Raw genomic sequence first — 21,459 nt, 5'->3', positions numbered from 1 at the left:
TCCTTAGTAGGCGACCGAGGGCAACCAGGTGGCGAGGGTCGGCCACAGGAAGACCAGCGCCAATCCGGTCAATTGCAGCAGGACAAATGGGATGATGCCCTTGTAGATGTGGGTCAGCTTGATCTCTGGCGGGCAAACGCCTTTGAGATAGAACAAGGCAAAGCCAACGGGCGGCGTCAGAAAGCTGGTTTGCAGTGTCACAGCGACAAGGATCACGAACCAAACCAGTGCCGGTTCATCAAGAACGCCGAAGCCGGGGATGTCGATGCCCAGACCGTTCACGATGGGGCGCATCAGCGGAAGCACGATCAACGTGATCTCGATCCAGTCCAGCACAAATCCCAGCAGGAAAACGATGAACAGGATGAAAAGGATGGTGCCGTTCGCTCCAAAGCCGGTGGATTGCACCACATGTTCGATCAACTCATCCCCGCCCAGTTCCCGCAGGACATAAGAGAACACGGTCGCGCCGAGGAAGATCGCAAAGATGTAGGCGGTGGTGTTGAAGGTCGAAACCAGCACGTTCCACAGCTTGGCAAAGGTCAGCTTGCGATAAGCCAGTGCCAGCAGGGTCGCACCCAAGGCGCCGATGCCGGACGCTTCGGTCGGCGTAGTCAGACCCGCGAAGATCGAGCCCAGTACCGCAAGGATCAGCATCAGCGTCGGGATGACGGCGATAAGAACGTCCTTGACGGCGGCCCAATCGGGGGCTTTCGCGCCTTCGGGCACGGGGGCCGCGTCGCGTTTCACCAGCGCGAGGATGAAGATGTAGGTCAGGTACAGGGCGCCTATGATCACGCCCGGGAAAACGGCAGCCATGAACAGGTCACCGACAGACAGGGCCATCTGGTCGGCCATGATCACCAGCATGATCGAGGGCGGGATCAGAATGCCCAGCGTCCCCGAAGCCGAAACCACGCCCGCCGCCAGCGTCGGCTGGTATTTCTGCTGCATCATCGACGGCAACGACAGCACGCCCAGCAGAACAACCGAGGCACCGATGATGCCGGTCGAGGCCGCCAGAATGATCCCGATCAGGGTCACGGTGATGGCCAGACCTCCGCGCACCGTCCCGAACAGGCGCTGCATCGAGGACATCAGACGCTCTGCCACACCGGATTCGTCCAGCATCAGACCCATGAAGATGAACATCGGCAGGGCAACCAGAACCGCGTTGGACATGGTCGCGTAGACCCGGTTCACCACCGCCCCAAGGGTCAGGTAATCAAGCCCGGTAAATGTGCTTTCCAGACCTGTCCACAGCATCAGATCGTTGTCGAACAGATAGGCCAGACCGCAATAGGCGACACCGACACCGGCCAGAACCCAAGCCACCGGATAGCCAGTAAACAGCAGCGCGATGAAGGTCAGGAACATCGCGATGACCAGCTTTTCCTCGGTCGTTTCGACCAGGAAGGTCAGGCCCACACAGACGGCAGCAAAGACCGCGAGCACCAGCAGGATACGGCGCAGCGGTGCGCCCTCGCGCTCCGAGGCCGGTCCGTACATCAACGCGTGCCCGTCATGGATCAACCGTGCCAACGCGGCCAGCGCCAGCAGGACAAAGCTGATCGGAATGACCGCCTTGAAGGCCCAACGCGCAGGCAGGCCCGTGGGGCTGTCCGAGCGTTCGTTGACGCGGAAGCTTTCGTAGAAATAGTCATAGCCCTGATCGACCATCAGATAGATGAACGGGGTCAGCAGGGTCAGGATGCCGATCACCTCGATGATCCGCTGCGCGCGGCGCGAAAGCTGCATATGCAGGACATCCACACGCACATGGCTGTCGGTGATCAAGGCATACGAGATGCCGATCATCGTGACGATTCCATAAAAATGCCACTGGATCTCATCCAGTTTCGGGTAGTTCTGGCTGAACAGGTAACGCAACGAGACCTGTGCGAAGATCGCGCCCATCAGCAGGACATTGGCCCACATGACGACATGACCCACAGCCTTGACCCCGGCGTCGATCGCGACGGCGATTTTCTGGCGGTCGGATTCGGGGTGTTCCAGGATGCCTTCATAGGCTTCGACCGGATCGTTGGGGTTGTTTTGGGTGGTCATGGTCATTCCTCGCTCAGCAACCCGGAATACGGGTAGTGAAAGGTTAGAAAGTCCGAAGATCGAAAAGCAGGGGCCGGAGCGGCGGATCGGGCCGCCCCGGCAACGTCAGTGAGGGAGAGATTACTGACGTGGGAGGAAGGCGTTTGTCTTCCAGAGGTTATAGCCGTCACGGAATTCGTTCATGTCGGCCAGAACCTGTGCAAAGAAGGCATCATTGGCGGCCTCTTCAGCGGCAACCTCTTCCCAGGTTGCGCGGAAGGTATCCAGCATCTCGGGCGACCACTGCTTGATGGTAACGCCGTTGTTTTCAACGTTGTCGATCAAGGCCGCGTGCTGGATGGCTTCGCCTTCGGCAAAGCTGTCTGCCATCGAAGCCTTGCAGGCGTTTTCGATGATTGCCTTGTGCTGATCGCTGGCTTCGTTCCAGACGTCCTTGTTGATCAGCAGTTCAAATACGGTCGCCTGCTGATGCCAGCCGGGGAAATAGTTGAATTTGACCAGCTTGTGGAAGCCCAGGCGCGCGTCGATCGCAGGCATCGAAAACTCGGTCGCATCAATCGCACCTTTTTCCAATGCGGGGAAGATCTCACCACCTGGCAGCAGCGAGGTCGCCACACCCAGTTTCTGCATCACCTTGCCGCCCAGACCGAAGAAACGCATCTTCAGCCCGTTCAGGTCTTCGGGCGAGTTGATCTCGGAGGCGAACCAGCCCGAGGTTTCCGGCGCGATGATGGCGCAAGGCAGAACTTTGACGTTGAAACCGGCCTGATCATACATCTCCTGATACAGGGTCATGCCGTTGCCATAATACAGCCAAGCCATGTATTCGCCCGCCTCGGGGCCGAAGGGCACAGCCGAGAACAGCGGCGCGGCCGGGATTTTCCCGGCCCAGTAACCAGCCGTGGTGTAGCCCGAGTTGATCTTGCCGGTGGACACGGCGTCCAGAATTTCGAAGGGCGGAACCAGTTTTCCCGGCTCGTACACCTTCATCTTCAGCGTGCCGCCGGACATCAGTTCCAGCTGATCAGCCACACGTGGAATAGGCGAACCCAGGCCCGGCAGTTCGGTCGAAAAGGCAATCGGTGTTTTCAGCAGCAGCTTGTCCGCCGCAACCGCGGGTGCCGCCAGCAGGCTGGCGGCCACGGCCAGGCTCGTCAGGGTCTTCTTCATGAAATCTCCTCCAGGGTTGGTCGGGTTTGTCTCCGATCAGTGGCGCAGGCTCTTCCAGCGCCGCTCCGGTGGTAAACTAACTTTACCAGATTAAACCAGTCAATAACTTTATTTACCTCTGGCAATGAGCAGAAATGGGAAACCTGCATCCGACAAACCCGGAAAAACCCTGATGCGACCACATGAAAATCCTATACTTTCCTAAAAAACCCTTCGCAAACAAACATGTAATCCACGTCCGGAAAGAACATCCGCGCGCTTGAATTTAGAACGGATATGGTTATCTTTATTTACCAGTTATTCTGGTTATTTTAGCATCACACGGGGCAGCATCTCATGAACACCACGGCGATTTTTGAACCGGTCGGACACGAATCGCTGGCTGATGCGGTGGTTTCACAAATCGAGGACCTGATCGCGTCGGGCATCCTGAAACAGGGCCGGAAACTGCCGTCCGAGCGCGATCTGGCCGAGATGCTGCGCGTGTCGCGACCAAAGCTGCGCGAGGCCCTTCAGGTGCTGGAAGAACGCGGGCTGGTCACAACGCAACACGGTGAAGGGACATTCGTCGCGGCCCTGACCGGACAAGCCATGATGCCCGCGCTTCTTGCTTTGTACGAACGCCATGAGCCGGCTTTTTTCGACTATCTGGAGTATCGCCGCGAACAGGAAGGTTTCGCGGCCCGGCTTGCCGCCCGTCGTGCGACCAAGGCAGACAAGGAACGGATTTCAGAGATCCTTGATGAAAACGAGCGCGCCTGGCAGGAGCAGGACGCCAAGGCTTCGCAAGAGGCGGACTTTGCGCTGCATTCAGCGATTGTTGATGCCAGCCAGAACGCGACCCTGATCCACATGATGGCGTCGATCTACGAACTCACCCGCAAGGGCGTTTTCTACAATCGCGACTTCCTGCGCACGATCGATGGGACCGGCGAAAAGCTGTTGCAGCAACATCTCGAACTCGGCCGCGCAGTGATCGAAGGTGATGAGGAGCGGGCCGAAAAAGCGGCAACGGATCACATCGACTTTGTCGAAGAGTCCTTCAAACTCGGGATTGAACAGCGGCGACGCGAAGCCATGGCCGAAAAGCGCCGGATACTGTCGCGCTGACGGCTTTGTCACCCATTTGCCCTTCTGATTGCGGGGCCCAGTCCCCGTGGTGATCGTGAAACTCTCCTGTTTGGCGGTTTTCGACCGGTTTCAAAACTTACCCGAGCCGGCTGTCAGATATCCTCTCCGGGCGGTTCCAGAAGGCCGCCGGGTTCCAACAACGCCCGCTCGGACAGCCACGGGTTGAGTTCCAGCGCTTCGGACAGTGCTGTGCGCGCGTCTTCAAGACGTTTCAAACCCAGTAAAGACAACGCGCGTCCGCTGAGCGCGCCGATGTGGTTTGGCGACATTTCGATCGTGACATTCAGATCGCGCAGCGCCGCTTCAAAATCCTGCCTCAGGTAGTTTACGAAAGCCCGCTGATTGTAGCCTTCGGCGTAATCCGGGCAATATTCGACAAGCTGGTTGAAATCGTCCAACGCGCCCGACAAGTCCCAAGCCTCTCGTCGCGCCATTCCCCGGTCCAGCAGAGTCTGCGACCGGGCATCCGGCGCGTCCGTCCAGAGTTCCCACATTTGATTCGAGATGACCCGGGCGTCGCCTTGCGATTCCGCCTTTTGGACCTGCTTGATCAGCGCATTCACCCCTTCGGAATGATCCGGAGCCGTGGGGCATGTCTCGGCCATGGCCGAGCATGAAAACGCGATCATAAAAAACGTTGCAGCACAGGTTCGCATCACGCAACAAGGGTGGGCCAAAATTCCGCCGGGTCAAGACTGATGTTCAAAACCGCCCAGCATACCGGTTTCCTTCACGGCCTCCATCGCAACAAAAGTTGAGGTATTGGCGACATGCGGCAGAGACGAGATCTTCTCGGCCAATACACGGCGGTATTCCGACATGGTGGCGGTGCGCACTTTCAGAAGATAGTCAAAATTGGACGCGATCATATGCGCCTGCTCGACCTCGGCGGTTTTGCGGACGGCTGCGTTGAACTCGGCCAGAGCCTTTTCGCGGGTATCGGTCAAACGCACCTCGACAAACGCGACGTGATCCAGGCCCAACCGGATCGGATCCAGCATCGCCCGATACCCCTGGATTACTCCGCTTGCCTCAAGCCGTTTGAGCCGCGCTTGCGTCGGAGATTTCGACAGCCCGATCTCGCGCGCAAGATCAGCCACCGAGATACGACCATCCTCGGCCAGAATTTTTAGAATCGACCGGTCGAACCGATCCAGATCAGGAAAGCTCATTTGCGCTGTCTTTTGCCGAATCTTCAGAACACAGGCCTTCCAATAGCCAATATTCGGGCCGTTGTCCTGAATTTTCCGCATTATATTATCAAAAAGACCGGAGGACATATGTCACACAGCCTGCGAACCCTCATCGATAGCTCAACCTACGCCGATCAGTCGGCAGTTCTTGATACACTGATCTCTCAGGCGAACCTGACAGACACGGATCGCAGCGCCATCGGCACCGCCGCTGCGCAGCTTGTGCGCGACATCCGGTCCAGCACTTCTCCGGGGTTGATGGAGGTGTTTCTGGCCGAATATGGCCTGTCCACCGACGAAGGTATCGCCCTGATGTGTCTGGCCGAGGCGTTGTTGCGCGTGCCGGATGCCGACACAATCGATGCGCTGATCGAAGACAAGATCGCACCATCCGATTGGGGCAAGCATCTGGGGCAATCCTCGTCCTCGCTGGTGAACGCCTCGACCTGGGCGCTGATGCTGACGGGAAAGGTACTGGACGAAGGCAAGGCGTCTCCGGTCGGGGCGCTGCGCGGTGCAATCAAGCGGCTGGGCGAGCCGGTGATCCGCACGGCTGTCGCGCGCGCGATGAAAGAGATGGGGCGACAGTTCGTTCTGGGGGAAACCATTCAGTCCGCCATGGAGCGCGCGCGCGGGATGGAGGAAAAAGGCTATACCTATTCCTACGACATGCTGGGCGAAGCGGCCCGGACCGAAGCGGACGCGGCGCGCTATCACCTGTCCTATTCCCGCGCCATCTCGGCCATTGCCGAGGCCTGCACCCATGACGATATCCGCGCCAACCCGGGCATTTCGGTAAAACTGTCCGCCCTGCATCCCCGTTATGAGCTGGCACAGGAACAGCGTGTGATGGACGAGCTGGTGCCGCGGCTGCGGGCGCTGGCCCTGCTGGCCAAGGCGGCCGGAATGGGCCTGAACGTCGATGCAGAAGAGGCGGATCGTCTGTCGCTGTCGTTGCAGGTGATCGAGGCGGTGATGTCCGACCCGGCCCTTGCCGGATGGCACGGGTTTGGCATCGTGGTTCAGGCCTATGGCCCGCGTGCAGGTCTGGTACTGGATACGCTGTATGGCATGGCCGAACGTCATGATCGCCAGATTATGGTGCGATTGGTCAAAGGTGCCTATTGGGATACCGAGATCAAACGCGCGCAGGTCGAAGGGGTGGATGGCTTTCCGGTCTTCACGCACAAGGCCGCGACCGACGTCTCCTATATCGCCAATGCACGCAAACTGCTGGGCATGACCGACCGGATCTACCCACAATTTGCCACGCACAACGCCCACACGGTCAGCGCCATCCTTCACATGGCCGAAGATCAACCGTTCGAGTTCCAGCGCCTGCACGGCATGGGCGAGACCCTGCATCAGATCGTGATGGACAAGCAGAACACCCGGTGCCGCATTTATGCACCGGTCGGGGCGCATCGCGACTTGCTGGCTTATCTGGTTCGACGCTTGCTGGAGAACGGCGCAAACTCATCCTTCGTCAACCAGATTGTGGACGAAGATGTGCCGCCGGAAGAGGTCGCAGCCGATCCGTTTGTTGCGCTCCGGACTCCTCCGCCCGCACTGCCGACCGGGCCGGACCTGTTCCAGCCTGAAAGACCGAACTCCAAGGGTTTTGACCTGCATCACACACCAACGCTGGATCAGATTGATGCGGCACGGGATCAGTTCCGCGCCCATCACTGGTATGCGCAACCCTTGCTGGCCGGCGAGGCCAAGCCTGAAGCGGACGAGCCAGTGATCAACCCGGCGCAGCCTCAGGACAAGCCCGGCGCGGTGGCCGCAGCGAGTGCCGCGGACGTGGAGATGGCATTGGCTTCGGCCGACCCCTGGGACGCCCCTGCTGCCGAACGCGCCCGTGTCCTCAATGCCGCAGCCGATCTTTATGAAGCGCATTATGGCGAGTTGTTTGCGCTGCTGGCGCGTGAGGCAGGGAAGTCGCTGCCTGATGCGGTGGCGGAACTGCGCGAGGCGGTGGATTTCCTGCGCTATTATGCAGCCAACATCCCCGACGCCGATCCCGCGGGAATTTTCACCTGTATCAGCCCGTGGAACTTCCCGCTGGCGATTTTCTCAGGACAGATCTCCGCCGCGCTGGCCACCGGAAACGCAGTTCTGGCCAAGCCAGCGCCCCAGACGCCCCTGATCGCGCATCGTGCGATTCAACTCATGCATGAGGCAGGGGTGCCACGCGATGTGCTGCAACTGTTGCCCGGCGGGCCTGCCGTGGGCGCGGCGCTGACATCGGATCCGCGTGTCTCGGGTGTGGCCTTCACCGGGTCTACGGCCACCGCGCTGAAAATCCGTGCGGCGATGGCCGGATCCATGCGTCCCGGTACGCCTCTGATTGCAGAAACCGGTGGTCTGAATGCAATGATCGTCGACAGCACCGCCCTTCCCGAACAGGCCGTGCAATCGATCATCGAAAGCGCCTTTCAGTCGGCGGGCCAGCGCTGTTCCGCGCTGCGGTGTCTGTATCTGCAGGAGGATATCGCCGACGACGTTCTGACCATGCTCAAAGGGGCGATAGATGCGCTGAGTGTTGCAGATCCGTGGCTGATCTCGACGGATTGCGGCCCGGTCATCGACGCGCAAGCCCGACAGGGCATCGCCGAACATGTGACCAGGGCGCGCCACGAAGGGCGGGTGCTGAAGGAGCTTCCGTTGCCGCCCGAAGGCATCTTTGTTGCACCGGCACTGATCGAGATCCCCGGCATCGCCGCGCTGGAACGCGAGGTGTTCGGCCCGGTGCTGCACGTCGCCCGGTTCAAGTCGCAAGAGATCGACAAGATCATCGCCGATATCAACGCCACCGGATACGGCCTGACCTTCGGCCTGCATACCCGCATCGACGACCGCGTGCAGCATGTGACCGAGGCGATCCATGCGGGCAACATCTATGTGAACCGCAACCAGATCGGCGCAATCGTCGGGTCTCAGCCCTTCGGGGGCGAAGGATTGTCAGGCACCGGCCCCAAGGCGGGCGGGCCAAACTACATGATCCGGTTCTGCGCACCCGACCGTCAAAGCACGGCGGATACCTGGGGCGCCGTGGCTGATCTGCCTGCCGCACAAGGTCAACCTGCGCCGGTCACAACCCGATCCCTGCCCGGCCCGACCGGTGAATCGAACCGCCTGAGCGAGTATCCGCGTCCGCCCCTTCTGTGCATGGGGCCCGGAGAGGCCGCAGCGCGTGCGCAGGCCGATGCTGTATCTGCGTTGGGTGGCACCGCCATTCAGGCGACCGGAATGCTTGACCTGCACCGGCTGGAAAACCTGACCGGCATTTCGGGCGTGTTGTGGTGGGGAGACGACGAAACAGCGCGGCAGATCGAACAGCATCTGGCGCGCCGCGACGGCCCGATTCTGCCGCTTATCCCCGGCAAGCCCGACCGCGCGCGTGTTCTGGGTGAACGCCATGTCTGCGTCGACACGACCGCAGCGGGTGGAAACGCCGCGTTGTTGGGAGGTGCGGCATAAGCTTGCCTTGACGCTGGGCACACAAAAGCCCAGCGTCACACCATGTTTCCGATCCGCGACCACAACCCTTCGGGGCGCACACCTTATGTTGTCTATGCCTTGCTGGCGGCCAATATCCTGATTTTCCTCAGCTATGTGGGGATTTTGGGTGACGGGCCGCGGATCGGCAGGCTGTTTTTCGACTACGCCATTATTCCGGCGCGGGTCAGCGACGGGTTCGGGCTGGAAACCCTCGTGACATCCATGTTCCTGCACGGGGGGTGGATGCATCTGGCCGGGAACATGCTGTTTCTGTGGATCTTCGGTGACAATCTGGAAGACGAGATGGGCCATCTGCCTTTCCTGCTGTTCTATCTGGCAGCCGGAATTGGCGCGGGCCTGATTCACATCATCACCGGGCCCGAGTCCCAAGTCCCCACGGTTGGGGCCTCGGGCGCGATTGCTGGCGTTATGGGCGGGTATCTGCTGCTGTTCCCGAAAGCACGGGTGGATGTCCTGCTGATCCTGGTCGTCTATTTCAGGGTCTTTACCATTCCCGCCTTCATCATGCTGGGCGTCTGGCTGGCGATACAGTTCTTTGGCAGCGTCACGAGCAACCCGGACGAAGGCGGCATCGCCTATTGGGCCCATACCGGGGGGTTTGCCGTTGGCCTGATCCTGTGCATACCGCTGTGGCTGAGACGCGGCGGAATTCAGTTCTGGAACCGCACCCATGGGCACCCGCCCCACCCGGAAGCGAAGTACAAGCTGTCGCAATCCCGCATTCCGCGCGTTCCGCGCCGTTAAGGCCGGTAAACGGGCGCCTAGCCCCGGATCACCTTGGCGAACTGATCGAAGATCGGTTCGTTAGAACAGATCACTTCACCATCTTCCAGCACGTTGCCTTCAGGGTTCAGCGCCTGCACGAAACCGCCGGCCTCTTTGACGATGATCACGCCGGCGGCCAGATCCCACGCATTCAGGCGGCGTTCCCAAAAGCCCTCATACCGGCCGGCGGCCACATATGCCATGTCGAGCGCGGCAGCACCCCAACGACGGACACCGGCGCAGGCGGGCATCAGGCGCGCCAGATCCTGTAGGGTTGCTGGCAGATCCGAACGGCCACCAAAAGGCAGACCGGTCGCGAAGACCGATTCAATCATGCGATGACGGCCCGACACGCGAATACGCATGTCGTTCATCCAGGCGCCCTCACCCTTTTCGGCAAAGAACATCTCGTCCTTGGCGGCGTCATAAATCACGCCGGCAACGATCTTGCCCTTGTGTTCCAGCGCTATGGAAATCGCCCAATGCGGCAGGCCGTGCAGGAAATTGGTGGTGCCGTCCAGCGGATCGACGATCCAGCGGCGGGTTGGGTCTTCGCCGTCAATGACACCGCCCTCTTCGGCCAGCCAGCCATAGGTCGGCCGTGCGCCCAGCAGCTCTTCTTTCAGGATGGCTTCGGCGGCGATGTCAGCCTTCGAGACGAAATCACCGGCTCCTTTCATCGACACCTGCAGATTTTCGACTTCACGGAAATCCTTGACCAAAGAACGCCCCGCCTTGCGCGCGGCCTTGATCATGATGTTGAGATTTGCGCTGCCAACCATTGTCAAAAGGCTCCTGTCCGGTCAAACCGCGCGTATACTGCCGCAACGCGCCCTTGCCAAGAGGAATGATGCGCATAACAGACCCGCCGGAAACGCCGTTACTGGGATTGCAGCTTTCGCGCTTCTTCCCGGGCCAGTTTCACCAGTTCCTGCACATAGGGTTTCTCCAGATCTTCCGACCGGACCGCGGCATAGAGACGCCGTGTAATGCCCTCTTTCGTCAAGGGTCGGGTGACGTAGTCCGAGTTGTATTTGACCTCGCGCACGACCCAATCCGGCAGCACTGAAATGCCCCGGTTCGATGCGACCAGCAGCAGAATGACGGCAGTCAGTTCCACCTGCCGGATCGTGGCAGGTTCAACCCGCGCCGGGATCAACAACTGGCTGAACACATCCAGACGCGTGCGTTCCACCGGATAGGTGATCAGGGTTTGGCCGCGAAAATCCTCGGCCTCGATATAGTCTTTCTTGGCCAGGGGATGGGTCGAAGCGGCCACAAACACCGCGTTATAGTCGAAAAGTTCGACAAACTCGACACCCGGAAGGTCTTCGGGATCGGACGAGACCACCAGATCAACCTCTTCCTTCTGCAAGGCCGGAAGCGCGTCGAAGGCCAGGCCGGGGCGGATATCGACATCCACATCGCCCCAGGATTTCCTGAAGGCTTCAAGAACAGGAAACAGCCATTCGAAACAGGCATGGCATTCGATGGCTATATGCATCCGCCCCGCTCGCCCGTCCCGCAGCGATGAAAATTCATTCTGGGCGGCTTCGACCTGCGGCAGAATCTGCTCGGCCAATCGCAACAGGCGCAAACCGGCAGCCGACAGTTTCATGGGTTTGGAGCGGCGCAGAAACAGTTCAACCCCGGCCTGATCCTCCAACCCTTTGATTTGATGACTTAATGCGGACTGGGTGATATTCAGCTGATCCGCAGCACGGGCCAGCCCGCCGCATTCATGGATCGCCTTGATGGTGCGCAGGTGCCGGAATTCAATATGCATTTCAAACAGTATTCATGTTGTTGTTGAGTAATATGAGTTTGTTTCACAATGCTCGCCATGGCACAAGGGGCTCAGTTGATCCAGTGAGGCCACGATGTCCAAACCTGAAATTTCCTTCGAGTTCTTTCCGCCCAAAACTCTGGAAGCCTCTTTCCGCCTTTGGGACACGGTCCAGACATTGGCCCCTTTGGATCCCCGCTTTGTTTCCGTCACCTACGGCGCTGGCGGCACGACGCGTGAACTGACACGCGACGCGGTTTCAACCCTGCACAAGTCATCGGGCCTGAACGTGGCCGCTCATCTGACCTGCGTCGATGCTTCGCGGCAGGAAACGCTGGAGATCGCAGACGCCTTTGCACGCGCCGGCGTGCAGGACATCGTCGCCCTGCGCGGCGATCCGCCAAAGGGTCAGGACAAGTTTGTACCGCACCCCGACGGGTTTTCCAGTTCTGTCGAACTGATCGAGGCACTGGCCGAAACCGAAATGTTCAGCATCCGTGTCGGGGCCTATCCTGACACCCACCCCGAGGCCGCAGACATGGCTGCGGATGTGGACTGGTTGAAGGCCAAGCTGGACGCAGGCGCAGACGAAGCGCTGACACAGTTCTTCTTCGAAGCCGAGACCTTTTTCCGGTTCCGCGATGCGTGCGCCAAGGCCGGTATCGACAAACCGATCGTTCCGGGCATCCTGCCGATCGAGAACTGGTCGGGTGCCCGCAATTTCGCCAAGCGCTGTGGCACGCATATTCCGGTTTGGGTCGAACAGGCCTTTGAAAAAGCGGTGCGCGACGAGCGCGAGGATCTGTTGGCCACGGCGATCTGCACTGAACTGTGTTCGGACCTGATCGAAGGCGGCGTGGACAAGCTGCATTTCTATACGCTCAACCGTCCCGAACTGACGCGCGATGTCTGCTTTGCACTGGGCATTACACCACGCGTTGAACTGGAAAACGTCGCCTGACTTGCAAAAAATCCAATGATTCGCCCGGGTTACGTTTCCACCCGGGCGTTTGTCGTTTCGGAAGATGTGTACTGTTTACCAGCACCACCCCTAAAACGGTGCCTTTGAGGGACAATTGAATCTCAACACCGCGATTGTTGTCACCAGCCCCGCAAATCATCCCTGAAATTTGACAAAACCATGACGCTGGCGACACTGGAAAAGTGTAGTTTGTAATGAGTGTTTTGAGTATGGAACCTGTCGATAAAGTGCGGGCGCGCGCGGATGCGTTGGCGGATCTGGGGTTAAGCCCCTGCGCCGGTTCCCAAGAGATCAGGGACGCCTGGAGGCAGATCGCCTTCCATTCACATCCCGATCACAAGGATGGGGACAGTTCCGGTTTTTCGCGCGCCAAGGCGGCCTATGATTATCTGCGCAAGGAAGGGTTGGTTACAAAAGGTGGTGCCAGTTCCGGCCCTCCGCAACCGCGCCGACCCCGTTTGAAAAAGCGCATCATCGAACTTCCGCTGGAAGATATCGCTGCCTGCAAGGCGATGCTGAATCCCGACCAGAGGTTGCCGAAAATGCACGATGAAGCGGATGTTCAGGACACATCTGATGCATGCGTCTCGGATCACGTTCCTGACGCGGTCGGGTGTTACGGGCGGCATCTGACCTATTTTGTCACCACGCCCGTGCATCATGGGGCAAATCGCGTGGCCTTGCCGACGACCGTCCTGACCAGCGCACGCCACACCGAGGCTGAAATTCTGAGCTTTCAGTCAAAAGATACCGGTGCCGGAGAAGTCATCATCCCCGATACGATCCGCGAACGGAAGTTTCCGGGGGCCAAGAGTGTGCGGATCAGGTTTGACGCTGATCAGGATATTCGGGATCAATTCTGGCTTGCGGGGTAAGGGCCTGAGCCCGGCTGAGCTTGCCGGGCATTGATCTTGTGGCGCCGGATCAGTTCGAAACCGGGCCTTCTGACGTGAATTTCGGAATCACGTTGGTCGAGGCGTCGCTTGGTTCGATACCGGGCCAGTTTCCTTCGGCAAGATTGATATTGCCCGGAATGTCTTCCTCGAAAAATCCGACAACCACATCGGTGATGTTGAGATACAGCTTGTCATCCACAATCCGCCACAGGTTCGGGTTTGCCGGAACCTTGCCGCCGCGCGACACGCCATAGGCGCAGTGCCCATCATATTGCGGCGCGTAGTATGCCGGGTTTTCCAGGAATTTGTCTCGGTTTTCCTCGGTCGCAAAAGCCCAGGTCGCACCGTTGTACTCGGCGGTGATGTTGGCATTTCCGCGCACACCCTCGGGCTGCGGCTGGCCCACCGGCACCTGATCCAGGCTGCGATAGGCAACGACATCGTAACCCGAAACAGCAAAACCTGTGCCGTCAATATATTGAGGGCCGGCAAAAGCCGGAACCGCCAGCACTATGGCCGCAGCGAGTGTCAATGCAAAGCGTTTCATGTCGTCCATCCTTTTCGGGTCAACTAAATCCGTGATGCCTTGGGCAGGTCTGAATGGACAATATGCGATTCCCGTGCGGTGCGTAGTCCCCCTAACGCCGCTGTGACCCGGCACGAGAAAACGTGAGAGTTTGGCGGCGGATTGTTACAGAATACGCCAGTTGGGTGGGGTTGGACTCGGCGGTTTGCAATATTAGCTGTATGGCAGCCCCGACATAGGCAAGAAAGGCAAGTGATGAGCGACCAATCCTCGTATACCCCTCCAGCGGTCTGGACTTGGGACAGTAAAAGTGGCGGACAATTCGCCAACATCAACCGGCCGATCGCCGGAGCGACCCATGACAAGGACCTGCCGGTCGGACAGCATCCTCTTCAGCTGTACTCGCTCGCGACACCCAATGGCGTGAAAGTCACGGTGATGCTGGAAGAGCTGCTGGCACTTGGTCATGAAGGCGCTGAATACAACGCCTGGCTGATCAACATCGGAGAAGGCGATCAATTCAGCTCGGGCTTTGTCGAGGTCAACCCGAACTCGAAAATCCCCGCGCTTTGGGATCGGTCGGGCGACAAACCTGTTCGGGTTTTTGAAAGCGCCTCGATCCTGTTCCATCTGGCCGAAAAGTTCGGCGCGTTTCTGCCGGCTTCCGGCCCCGAGCGGACCGAGGTGATGAACTGGGTGTTCTGGCAGATGGGCAGCGCGCCGTATCTGGGCGGTGGGTTCGGGCATTTCTACGCCTATGCACCCGAGAAATGGGAATACCCGATCAACCGTTTCGCCATGGAGACCAAGCGCCAACTGGACGTTCTGGATCGTGAACTGGCGGAAAAAACCTTCATCGCGGGCGAAAACTATTCGATCGCCGACATGGCGATTTGGCCCTGGTATGGTCAGTTGGTTCTGGGCCGCCTTTACAGCGCGGCAGAGTTCCTGGACGTGGAGTCCTACAAGAACGTCATGCGATGGGCAAAGGCGATCGACGCGCGCCCTGCGGTTCAGCGCGGCCGCATGGTCAACCGCACCTTTGGCGAGCCGCACACGCAGCTTCACGAACGCCACGACGCCACCGACTTCGAAACCCGCACGCAGGACAAGTTGGAAGCGGCAGCGGAATAAACAAACCCCAATGCAACAACACGCGGTGCAGCTTGCGCCGCGTGTTTGCCTTTGGATGGTTATTTCAGAATGGGTGGGTTGTCCGGGTTGCTGCCGGGGGCTTCACGGACCGTATCGGCAATTTGCGGCTGGGGCAGATCAAACCGAAGGCCCACCTTGGCCAACAGCGCGGCGGCGGCCTCGCTTGCGGTGAAAAACCCGACATCCATCGCGCCTGCCTCGATCCCGGAAAAGGTCAGCGCCTCGGACGCGGCCTTGGCCAAAGCGGGCTCGGCCCCCTCGATCGCATCGACAAACCCCAACAGATGGCCCTGCGCGCCCGATTTGGACTTGGTGGCGACCAGATAAGCCGCGCTGGCAAGTCCGCCTGCCGTCGCCAGTTTTGCATCCAGCGCGGTCAGCAGGTTCTGCGGCAGGCCAGCGGGCGGCAAAAACTCGGCAAGCTCTTCCTCGACCTCTTGCGGGCTGTGCTGCAACGTTTCAGCCAACCATTCCAGTGCTTCCACCGGAATCAGCATGGAAGATGGCGCCGTCTCAAGGTTCAGACCAAGCCCGATGCCCTGTCCCGACAGCATCCCCGAAAGCACCCGCCCGGACAGCGCCACATAAGGCACGGGCCGCCCGGCAAACTGCGCCAGCCGGTCCTCACGATCAAAGGCCAGAACAAAGCGCCCGTCAGCCACATCGAACACTTCGGGCGAGATATTCTGGTCCCGCGCTTCTTCGGTCAGCATCAGAAACAGCTCGCTATCCGCAAGCCGTTCAAAGAAACGCAGACGGGCGGCATCACTTGTCGGGTCCGCCTGCATCGCGGCATGCGCGGTGTCCAACGCCGTGGAGTCAGTCATTCAGCACCTCTTGGACCCGTGCACGCAAAACAGGCAGCAGTTCAGCCTCGAACCACGGGTTTTTCTTCAACCATGCCGTATTGCGCCAGGACGGGTGAGGCAAGGCAAAGACCCGCGGCGCATGGTCCCGCCAGTTGCGGACGGTGTCCGTCACCGACCCGTGCGCGCCAAGATGAAACTTGTGCGCGTGACCTCCGACCAACACGGTCAGCGGCACACGCCCCAGTTCCTGCATCACTCGGTCATGCCAGGTCTTGCGGCACATCGCAGGTGGAGGAAGATCAGCATTGCGCGCATCATACCCCGGAAAGCAGAACGCCATCGGCACGATCGAAACACAGTCGCGGTCGTAAAAAACCGACTCATCAATCCCCAGCCAGTGCCGCAGCCTGTCGCCGGACGGGTCGGTGAAGGGCCGCCCCGACTCGTGCACACGGGCGCCCGGTGCCTGCCCCGCGACAAGGATTGGCGTTCCGGGGCGGAACCAGACCACCGGGCGCGGCTCGTGTGCGGTTTCTGTTTGCGCGAACCTGTCGGCACACAAGCGGCAAGCGCGGATTTCCTGACGTAAAGCGTTCATCTGATCGTGACGGTCCCTGTCCATCCAGTCTGTTGTTGGCTGCCAAAACAGATAATAACGACCGAACGCAGCACCAAGTGAATGGCATCCCTTGCTGCACCCGACCAGACATTCATGCGCGCAACCGGGACGCATTGATCATTTGTTTCATAATTCGACATAATGTAGCCAACATGGGCCGGTAAAAAATACCCTTTCTGGCCGCCCGCAAGTGCGACAAACGACCAAAACGAGCAGCAGACCGCGAATGCTAGAATTCGACAACGTCAGCAAATCCTTCTGGACCGGAACGCGCCGCAAGGTGATTCTGGATCGGGTCTCGTTTCGGGTCGAACTGGGCACCTCACTGGGCGTTCTGGCCCCAAACGGAACCGGAAAAACCACGCTGATCAACATGATGGCCGGTCTGGAAAAACCCGACGAGGGCGTGGTCCGCCGCGAATGCCGGGTGTCCTTTCCCATGGGGTTCACCGGTGGCGTGTCGGGAAAACTGTCAGCGCTTGAGAACGCGCGCTACATCGCCAAGATCTACGGTATGGACCCCGATTACATCGAGGCCTACTGCAAATGGCTCTGCGGTCTGGGCGAATATTTCGACCAGCCCCTTGCCACTTACTCCTCTGGGATGAGGGCGCGCTTCACCTTTTCTTTGATGCTGGCGCTGGACTTTGACATGTATCTCATCGACGAAGGGATGCCGGCGACAACAGATGTCGAATTCAACGAAAAGGCTGGGGCGATCCTGAAGGAAAGATTGCGCACGACGACTTTGGTGATCGTATCGCACAGCCCGTCCGTGTTGGAGAAATTCGCCCAGAAAGCGGCCGTACTTCTGGACGGGCAATTGTATATATTTGACTCCTTGGAAGAGGCGAAGCAGCTGTATGACTACGAAACCCAAGGTTAGAAAATACAACTGGCGCCGCGGACGTCAGACGGAAAGCTCGGCCGAGGCGCGATCGGACGCCATCTCGCGTATTCGCAACGCGACGCAAGGCCCTGCGGCCGCCGGCGAAGCACAGCCCGGGACGCAGCTGGATGACATCAAGCGCGAAGGCCTGACGGGCCGTCAATTGCGTATCGCACGACGTCTGGCGCAGAAACACGGTCTGGCCGCGACGTCGGATTATGACGCGGTGCGGTTGCTGCGCAAAAAGGGCATCGACCCCTTCCAGCGCACCAATCTGCTGGACCTTGCTGCGGCAAAACCATCGAACGGGGGTGACAAACCCAAGGACAGGATCAACGTTCAACTGCCGCAGCCCATGGGCGCCGAGAAAACGAACCTACCCGGGCCCGAGCTCAGCCCGGCTGAGCGGCGCAATTATGAAATCAGCCAAATCCAAAAAGACATCGCACGCCGTCGCAAGCGTAAACTGTTTGGACTGTTTGCGCGTCTGGCGGCCTTTGTGTTCCTGCCGACCTTCATTGTCGGCTTCTATTTCTACCGCATCGCCACGCCGATGTATGCCAGCGATTCCGAATTCCTGATCCTGCAAGCTGATGGTGGACCGGGCAGTGTCGGCGGTCTGCTCGCCGGCACGCAATTCGCCACCACGCAGGACTCGATCTCGGTTCAGTCTTTTTTGGAATCGAAAGAAGCTTTGCTGTTGCTGGATCGGGATGCCGGGTTTTCCGATGTCTTCAAGCAGGAATGGATCGACCCGATTCAAAGACTGGCGCCAGACGCCTCGCTTGAAGACGCCTATAAGCTGTTCAAACGCATGATCACCATCGGCTATGACCCGACCGAAGGGGTCATTCGGATGGAGGTTGCCGCCCCCGACGCGCAGACATCGACCGAGTTTTCCGAGCGCCTGATCTCTTACGCAGAAGACAGGGTGAACGCCTTGTCCGGAAAAAAACGCGAAGACCAGATGCGCGACGCGCTGCAAAGTTTCGAAGCGGCGCAGGAAGCGCGCAGGCAGGCTCAGGAAGAGTTGATCGAGCTTCAGCTTCAGGGCGCGGTTCTTGACCCCGAAAACGTCATTGCCAGCCTGCGTGCCCGCATCAACGAAATCGAAATACTGGTTCAGGACAAAGAGCTTGAGCTCGCCGCGCTTCAGGACAACCTGCGCCCGAACAAGGCAAAGGTTGATGGCGTCAAGGCAGATATCGCCCGTCTGGAAAAGGTTCTCAAAGAACTGAATGCCGAGATGCAGGATGCCTCGGACGGCGAAAACTCGCTGGCGCGGTTGAGCGTGCGTATCCAGATCGCGCAGGCGGACCTGGCGGCGCGTGACATGATGCTGCAAACGGCAATGCAGCAAATGGAAGCGACCCGGTCCGAAGCCAACCGGCAGGTGCGCTATCTGACTGTGTCGGTCAACCCGGTTCCCAGTCAGGAACCCAGCTATCCGCGCAAGTTCGAAAATACGATTTTGGCATTCCTGTTGTTTGCTGGTATCTACCTGATGATCTCGCTTACCGCGTCGGTCCTTCGTGAACAGGTATCCTCATAAAACTCATGAAACATGTTAAAATCTCCGACCTGACAGTCGGCAACGACCTTCCGCTGACCATCATAGCTGGGCCATGTCAGCTTGAAACCGCAGACCACGCGCAGATGATTGCAGGCAAGATGAAAGAAGCCTGCGACGCCGCCGGGGCGCAATACGTCTTCAAGGCGTCTTATGACAAGGCGAACCGGACATCCCTGTCGGGCAAGCGTGGCATGGGCATCGATGCGGGGCTGAAGGTGCTAAGCGACATCCGCAAGACGATGGGCATCCCGGTTCTGACCGATGTTCATACCGAAGCGCAATGCGCCATCGCCGCCGAGGCGGTGGACGTTCTGCAAATTCCGGCATTCCTGTGCCGTCAGACCGACATGCTGCTGGCGGCCGGCAACACCGGCAAAGCGGTCAATGTGAAAAAGGGGCAATTCCTTGCACCTTGGGAAATGACCAACATCGTCGATAAAATCGAAAGCACCGGAAATCAGAATATCCTGCTGACCGAGCGTGGCACCTCATTTGGCTACAACACGCTGGTTGCCGACATGCGCGCGCTGCCCCAAATGGCGAAAACCGGGTATCCGGTGGTGATGGACGCCACCCATTCCGTGCAGCAACCCGGAGGCAAGGGCGGGTCTTCGGGCGGGCAGCGCGAATTTGCACCGGTAATGGCCCGCGCCGCGGTTTCTCTGGGTGTTGGGGCCGTGTTCATTGAAACCCATCAGGACCCGGACTCGGCCCCATCGGACGGGCCAAATATGATCCCCCTCGACCAGATGCCCCAACTTGTTGACACATTGATGCGATTTGATGCGCTTGCTAAAGCGAATCCGATACAGATTTAACGATTGAGACTTGTTATGACCAAACCCCTCACCGAGGTAACGCCCAACAGCTGGAACTTTCTGCGCGACGCGATGATCACGCCCACCGGGTTCCGTGAATACGACGCCCGCTGGAAATATCCCGAAGAGATCAACCTGCCCGGCATGACCGCGCTTGGGCTGGGGCTTGGCACGCAGATGCACAGGCGCGGGATCGAGCCTGTAATTGCTGTCGGCAACGATTATCGCGATTATTCATTGGCGATCAAAAATGCCCTGATGCTGGGCCTGATACAGGCTGGTATCCGTGTCAAAGACATCGGCCCTGCGCTCAGCCCCATGGCATACTTCGCACAGTTCCATCTGGATGTGCCGGCGGTGGCGATGGTCACCGCCAGCCACAATCCCAACGGCTGGACCGGGGTCAAAATGGGTTTTGAGCGTCCGCTGACCCATGGCCCGGATGAGATGTCGGAACTGCGTGACATCGTACTGAACGGCGAAAGCGTCACGCGCGAAGGCGGCTCGTACGAGTTCGTCGATGGCGTCAAAGAGGCCTATATCGACGACCTGGTCGGCGATTTCAAAATGTCCCGCCCGCTCAAAGTGGTCTGCGCAACGGGCAACGGCACGGCTTCGGCCTTTGCGCCCGAGATTTTCGAGCGGATCGGGGTTGAGGTCGTACCCAGCCATAACCGTCTGGACTATACGTTCCCCAACTACAACCCGAACCCAGAAGCCATGGAGATGCTGCACGACATGGCCGCCACCGTGAAATCCAGCGGTGCCGATCTGGCGCTGGGGTTTGACGGTGACGGAGACCGCTGCGGCGTCGTCGATGATGAGGGCGAGGAGATCTTTGCCGACAAGGTTGGCGTGATCATGGCGCGTGATCTGGCCAAGCTTCACCCCGGATCGACCTTTGTCGCGGATGTGAAATCCACCGGTCTGTTCGCCAGCGATCCCGAGTTGCAGGCCCTGGGCGCCAAAGCCGATTACTGGAAGACCGGCCACAGCCACATGAAGCGTCGGGTCAAGGAAATCGGTGCACTGGCCGGGTTCGAAAAATCAGGCCACTACTTTTTGGCCGAACCGATCGGGCGTGGATACGACTGCGGGATGCGTGTCGCAGTCGAAATCTGCAAACTGATGGACCGCAACCCGGATCAGAGCATGTCGGACCTGCGCAAGGCCCTGCCCAAGACCTGGTCCACACCCACGATGTCACCCCACGCCGCTGATACCGAGAAATATGATATCCTTCAGCGGCTGGTCGACAAGTTGGTCGCCAAGGGAGATGCGGGCGAAACACTCGCTGGCCGCGCAATCAAGGAAGTGGTCACGGTGAACGGCGCACGTGTGATTCTGGACAACGGCAGCTGGGGTCTGGTGCGGGCTTCGTCCAATACCCCCAATCTGGTCGTTGTCTGTGAAAGCAGCGAAAGCGAGGCTGAGATGCGCGCCATCTTCGCGGACATTGATGCCGTCATCCGAACCGAGCCCGGTGTCGGCGATTACGACCAGACGATCTGAACACAACTGCTTGGGGCATATCCCGATGCCCCAAGCACGA

19 protein-coding genes are annotated in these 21,459 nt (G+C 59.2%); 10 read left to right on the top strand and 9 right to left on the bottom strand.

Translation table 11 applies throughout. The features are described from left to right. Positions 1–3: 3 nt before the first annotated feature. Entirely contained in the window at positions 4–2,073 is a 2,070-nt protein-coding gene (locus ACR0DJ_RS02250) for a TRAP transporter large permease subunit (protein ID WP_480686222.1), read from the bottom strand. A 114-nt stretch (positions 2,074–2,187) separates the two neighbouring features. Continuing rightward, a complete protein-coding gene (locus tag ACR0DJ_RS02245) occupies positions 2,188–3,237 on the bottom strand; it encodes a TRAP transporter substrate-binding protein (RefSeq protein ID WP_170346116.1) in 1,050 nt (349 codons plus the stop codon). Positions 3,238–3,573: 336 nt separating this feature from the next. On the opposite strand from ACR0DJ_RS02245, the gene ACR0DJ_RS02240 reads away from it, so the two are divergent. Beyond that, a complete protein-coding gene (locus ACR0DJ_RS02240; RefSeq protein WP_170346115.1) occupies positions 3,574–4,347 on the top strand; it encodes a FadR/GntR family transcriptional regulator in 774 nt (257 codons plus the stop codon). 113 nt (positions 4,348–4,460) lie between these two features. On the opposite strand, the gene ACR0DJ_RS02235 is transcribed toward ACR0DJ_RS02240, so the two are convergent. Then, positions 4,461–4,997, bottom strand: a complete 537-nt coding sequence (locus ACR0DJ_RS02235) for a tetratricopeptide repeat protein (RefSeq protein ID WP_425078804.1) — start codon at positions 4,995–4,997, stop codon at positions 4,461–4,463. 60 nt (positions 4,998–5,057) lie between these two features. Next, on the bottom strand, positions 5,058–5,540 hold the full coding sequence (locus ACR0DJ_RS02230; protein ID WP_170346113.1) for an Lrp/AsnC family transcriptional regulator: 483 nt from the start codon (positions 5,538–5,540) through the stop codon (positions 5,058–5,060). A gap of 108 nt (positions 5,541–5,648) precedes the next feature. On the opposite strand from ACR0DJ_RS02230, the gene putA reads away from it, so the two are divergent. Further along, positions 5,649–9,047 (top strand): bifunctional proline dehydrogenase/L-glutamate gamma-semialdehyde dehydrogenase PutA, encoded by a 3,399-nt coding sequence (putA, locus tag ACR0DJ_RS02225; RefSeq protein ID WP_480683722.1) that lies wholly within the window; start codon positions 5,649–5,651, stop codon positions 9,045–9,047. 42 nt (positions 9,048–9,089) lie between these two features. After that, entirely contained in the window at positions 9,090–9,833 is a 744-nt protein-coding gene (locus tag ACR0DJ_RS02220; RefSeq protein ID WP_170346111.1) for a rhomboid family intramembrane serine protease, read from the top strand. A 17-nt stretch (positions 9,834–9,850) separates the two neighbouring features. Here ACR0DJ_RS02220 and ACR0DJ_RS02215 read toward each other — a convergent pair whose 3' ends face one another. Both ACR0DJ_RS02215 and ACR0DJ_RS02210 read right to left on the bottom strand, forming a co-directional pair. Beyond that, the gene (locus tag ACR0DJ_RS02215) at positions 9,851–10,636 is read right to left on the bottom strand and encodes an inositol monophosphatase family protein (RefSeq protein ID WP_170346110.1); all 786 of its coding nucleotides are present in this window, start codon (positions 10,634–10,636) and stop codon (positions 9,851–9,853) included. 98 nt (positions 10,637–10,734) lie between these two features. After that, a complete protein-coding gene (locus ACR0DJ_RS02210) occupies positions 10,735–11,640 on the bottom strand; it encodes a LysR family transcriptional regulator (protein ID WP_480683720.1) in 906 nt (301 codons plus the stop codon). A 94-nt stretch (positions 11,641–11,734) separates the two neighbouring features. Here ACR0DJ_RS02210 and metF point away from each other — a divergent pair, with 94 nt between their 5' ends. Beyond that, positions 11,735–12,601, top strand: a complete 867-nt coding sequence (gene metF, locus ACR0DJ_RS02205; RefSeq protein WP_170346108.1) for a methylenetetrahydrofolate reductase [NAD(P)H] — start codon at positions 11,735–11,737, stop codon at positions 12,599–12,601. 230 nt (positions 12,602–12,831) lie between these two features. Continuing rightward, on the top strand, positions 12,832–13,497 hold the full coding sequence (locus tag ACR0DJ_RS02200; RefSeq protein WP_425078808.1) for a J domain-containing protein: 666 nt from the start codon (positions 12,832–12,834) through the stop codon (positions 13,495–13,497). A 49-nt stretch (positions 13,498–13,546) separates the two neighbouring features. Here the strand turns inward: ACR0DJ_RS02200 and ACR0DJ_RS02195 are convergent, their stop codons facing one another. After that, positions 13,547–14,065, bottom strand: a complete 519-nt coding sequence (locus ACR0DJ_RS02195; RefSeq protein WP_480683719.1) for a YHS domain-containing (seleno)protein — start codon at positions 14,063–14,065, stop codon at positions 13,547–13,549. Between the two features lie 234 nt (positions 14,066–14,299). Between ACR0DJ_RS02195 and yghU the strand changes: the two genes are divergently transcribed. Beyond that, entirely contained in the window at positions 14,300–15,178 is an 879-nt protein-coding gene (gene yghU, locus ACR0DJ_RS02190; RefSeq protein WP_170346105.1) for a glutathione-dependent disulfide-bond oxidoreductase, read from the top strand. Positions 15,179–15,237: 59 nt separating this feature from the next. Here yghU and ACR0DJ_RS02185 read toward each other — a convergent pair whose 3' ends face one another. Together ACR0DJ_RS02185 and ACR0DJ_RS02180 are read right to left on the bottom strand one after the other, a co-directional pair. Further along, a complete protein-coding gene (locus tag ACR0DJ_RS02185; RefSeq protein ID WP_480683717.1) occupies positions 15,238–16,026 on the bottom strand; it encodes an SseB family protein in 789 nt (262 codons plus the stop codon). Further along, entirely contained in the window at positions 16,019–16,630 is a 612-nt protein-coding gene (locus ACR0DJ_RS02180; protein ID WP_425078810.1) for a uracil-DNA glycosylase family protein, read from the bottom strand. The genes ACR0DJ_RS02185 and ACR0DJ_RS02180 overlap by 8 nt, the downstream gene beginning before the upstream one ends. A gap of 223 nt (positions 16,631–16,853) precedes the next feature. On the opposite strand from ACR0DJ_RS02180, the gene ACR0DJ_RS02175 reads away from it, so the two are divergent. Genes ACR0DJ_RS02175 through ACR0DJ_RS02160 form a run of 4 tightly spaced genes read left to right on the top strand, consistent with a single transcriptional unit; the run spans position 16,854 to position 21,419 of the window. Next, on the top strand, positions 16,854–17,513 hold the full coding sequence (locus ACR0DJ_RS02175; RefSeq protein WP_170346103.1) for an ABC transporter ATP-binding protein: 660 nt from the start codon (positions 16,854–16,856) through the stop codon (positions 17,511–17,513). Then, positions 17,491–19,068, top strand: coding sequence for a KpsE/RkpR family capsule polysaccharide export protein (locus tag ACR0DJ_RS02170; protein WP_170346102.1), 1,578 nt, complete (start codon positions 17,491–17,493; stop codon positions 19,066–19,068). The genes ACR0DJ_RS02175 and ACR0DJ_RS02170 overlap by 23 nt, the downstream gene beginning before the upstream one ends. Positions 19,069–19,073: 5 nt before the next feature. Continuing rightward, on the top strand, positions 19,074–19,907 hold the full coding sequence (gene kdsA / locus ACR0DJ_RS02165) for a 3-deoxy-8-phosphooctulonate synthase (RefSeq protein WP_257599251.1): 834 nt from the start codon (positions 19,074–19,076) through the stop codon (positions 19,905–19,907). Between the two features lie 15 nt (positions 19,908–19,922). After that, the gene (locus tag ACR0DJ_RS02160) at positions 19,923–21,419 is read left to right on the top strand and encodes a phosphomannomutase/phosphoglucomutase (protein WP_480683716.1); all 1,497 of its coding nucleotides are present in this window, start codon (positions 19,923–19,925) and stop codon (positions 21,417–21,419) included. The last annotated feature ends 40 nt before the right edge of the window (positions 21,420–21,459 follow it).

The sequence above is a fragment of the Ruegeria sp. BF10 genome, from assembly GCF_056538725.1.
This window is presented reverse-complemented; position numbering and strand designations above follow the sequence as displayed.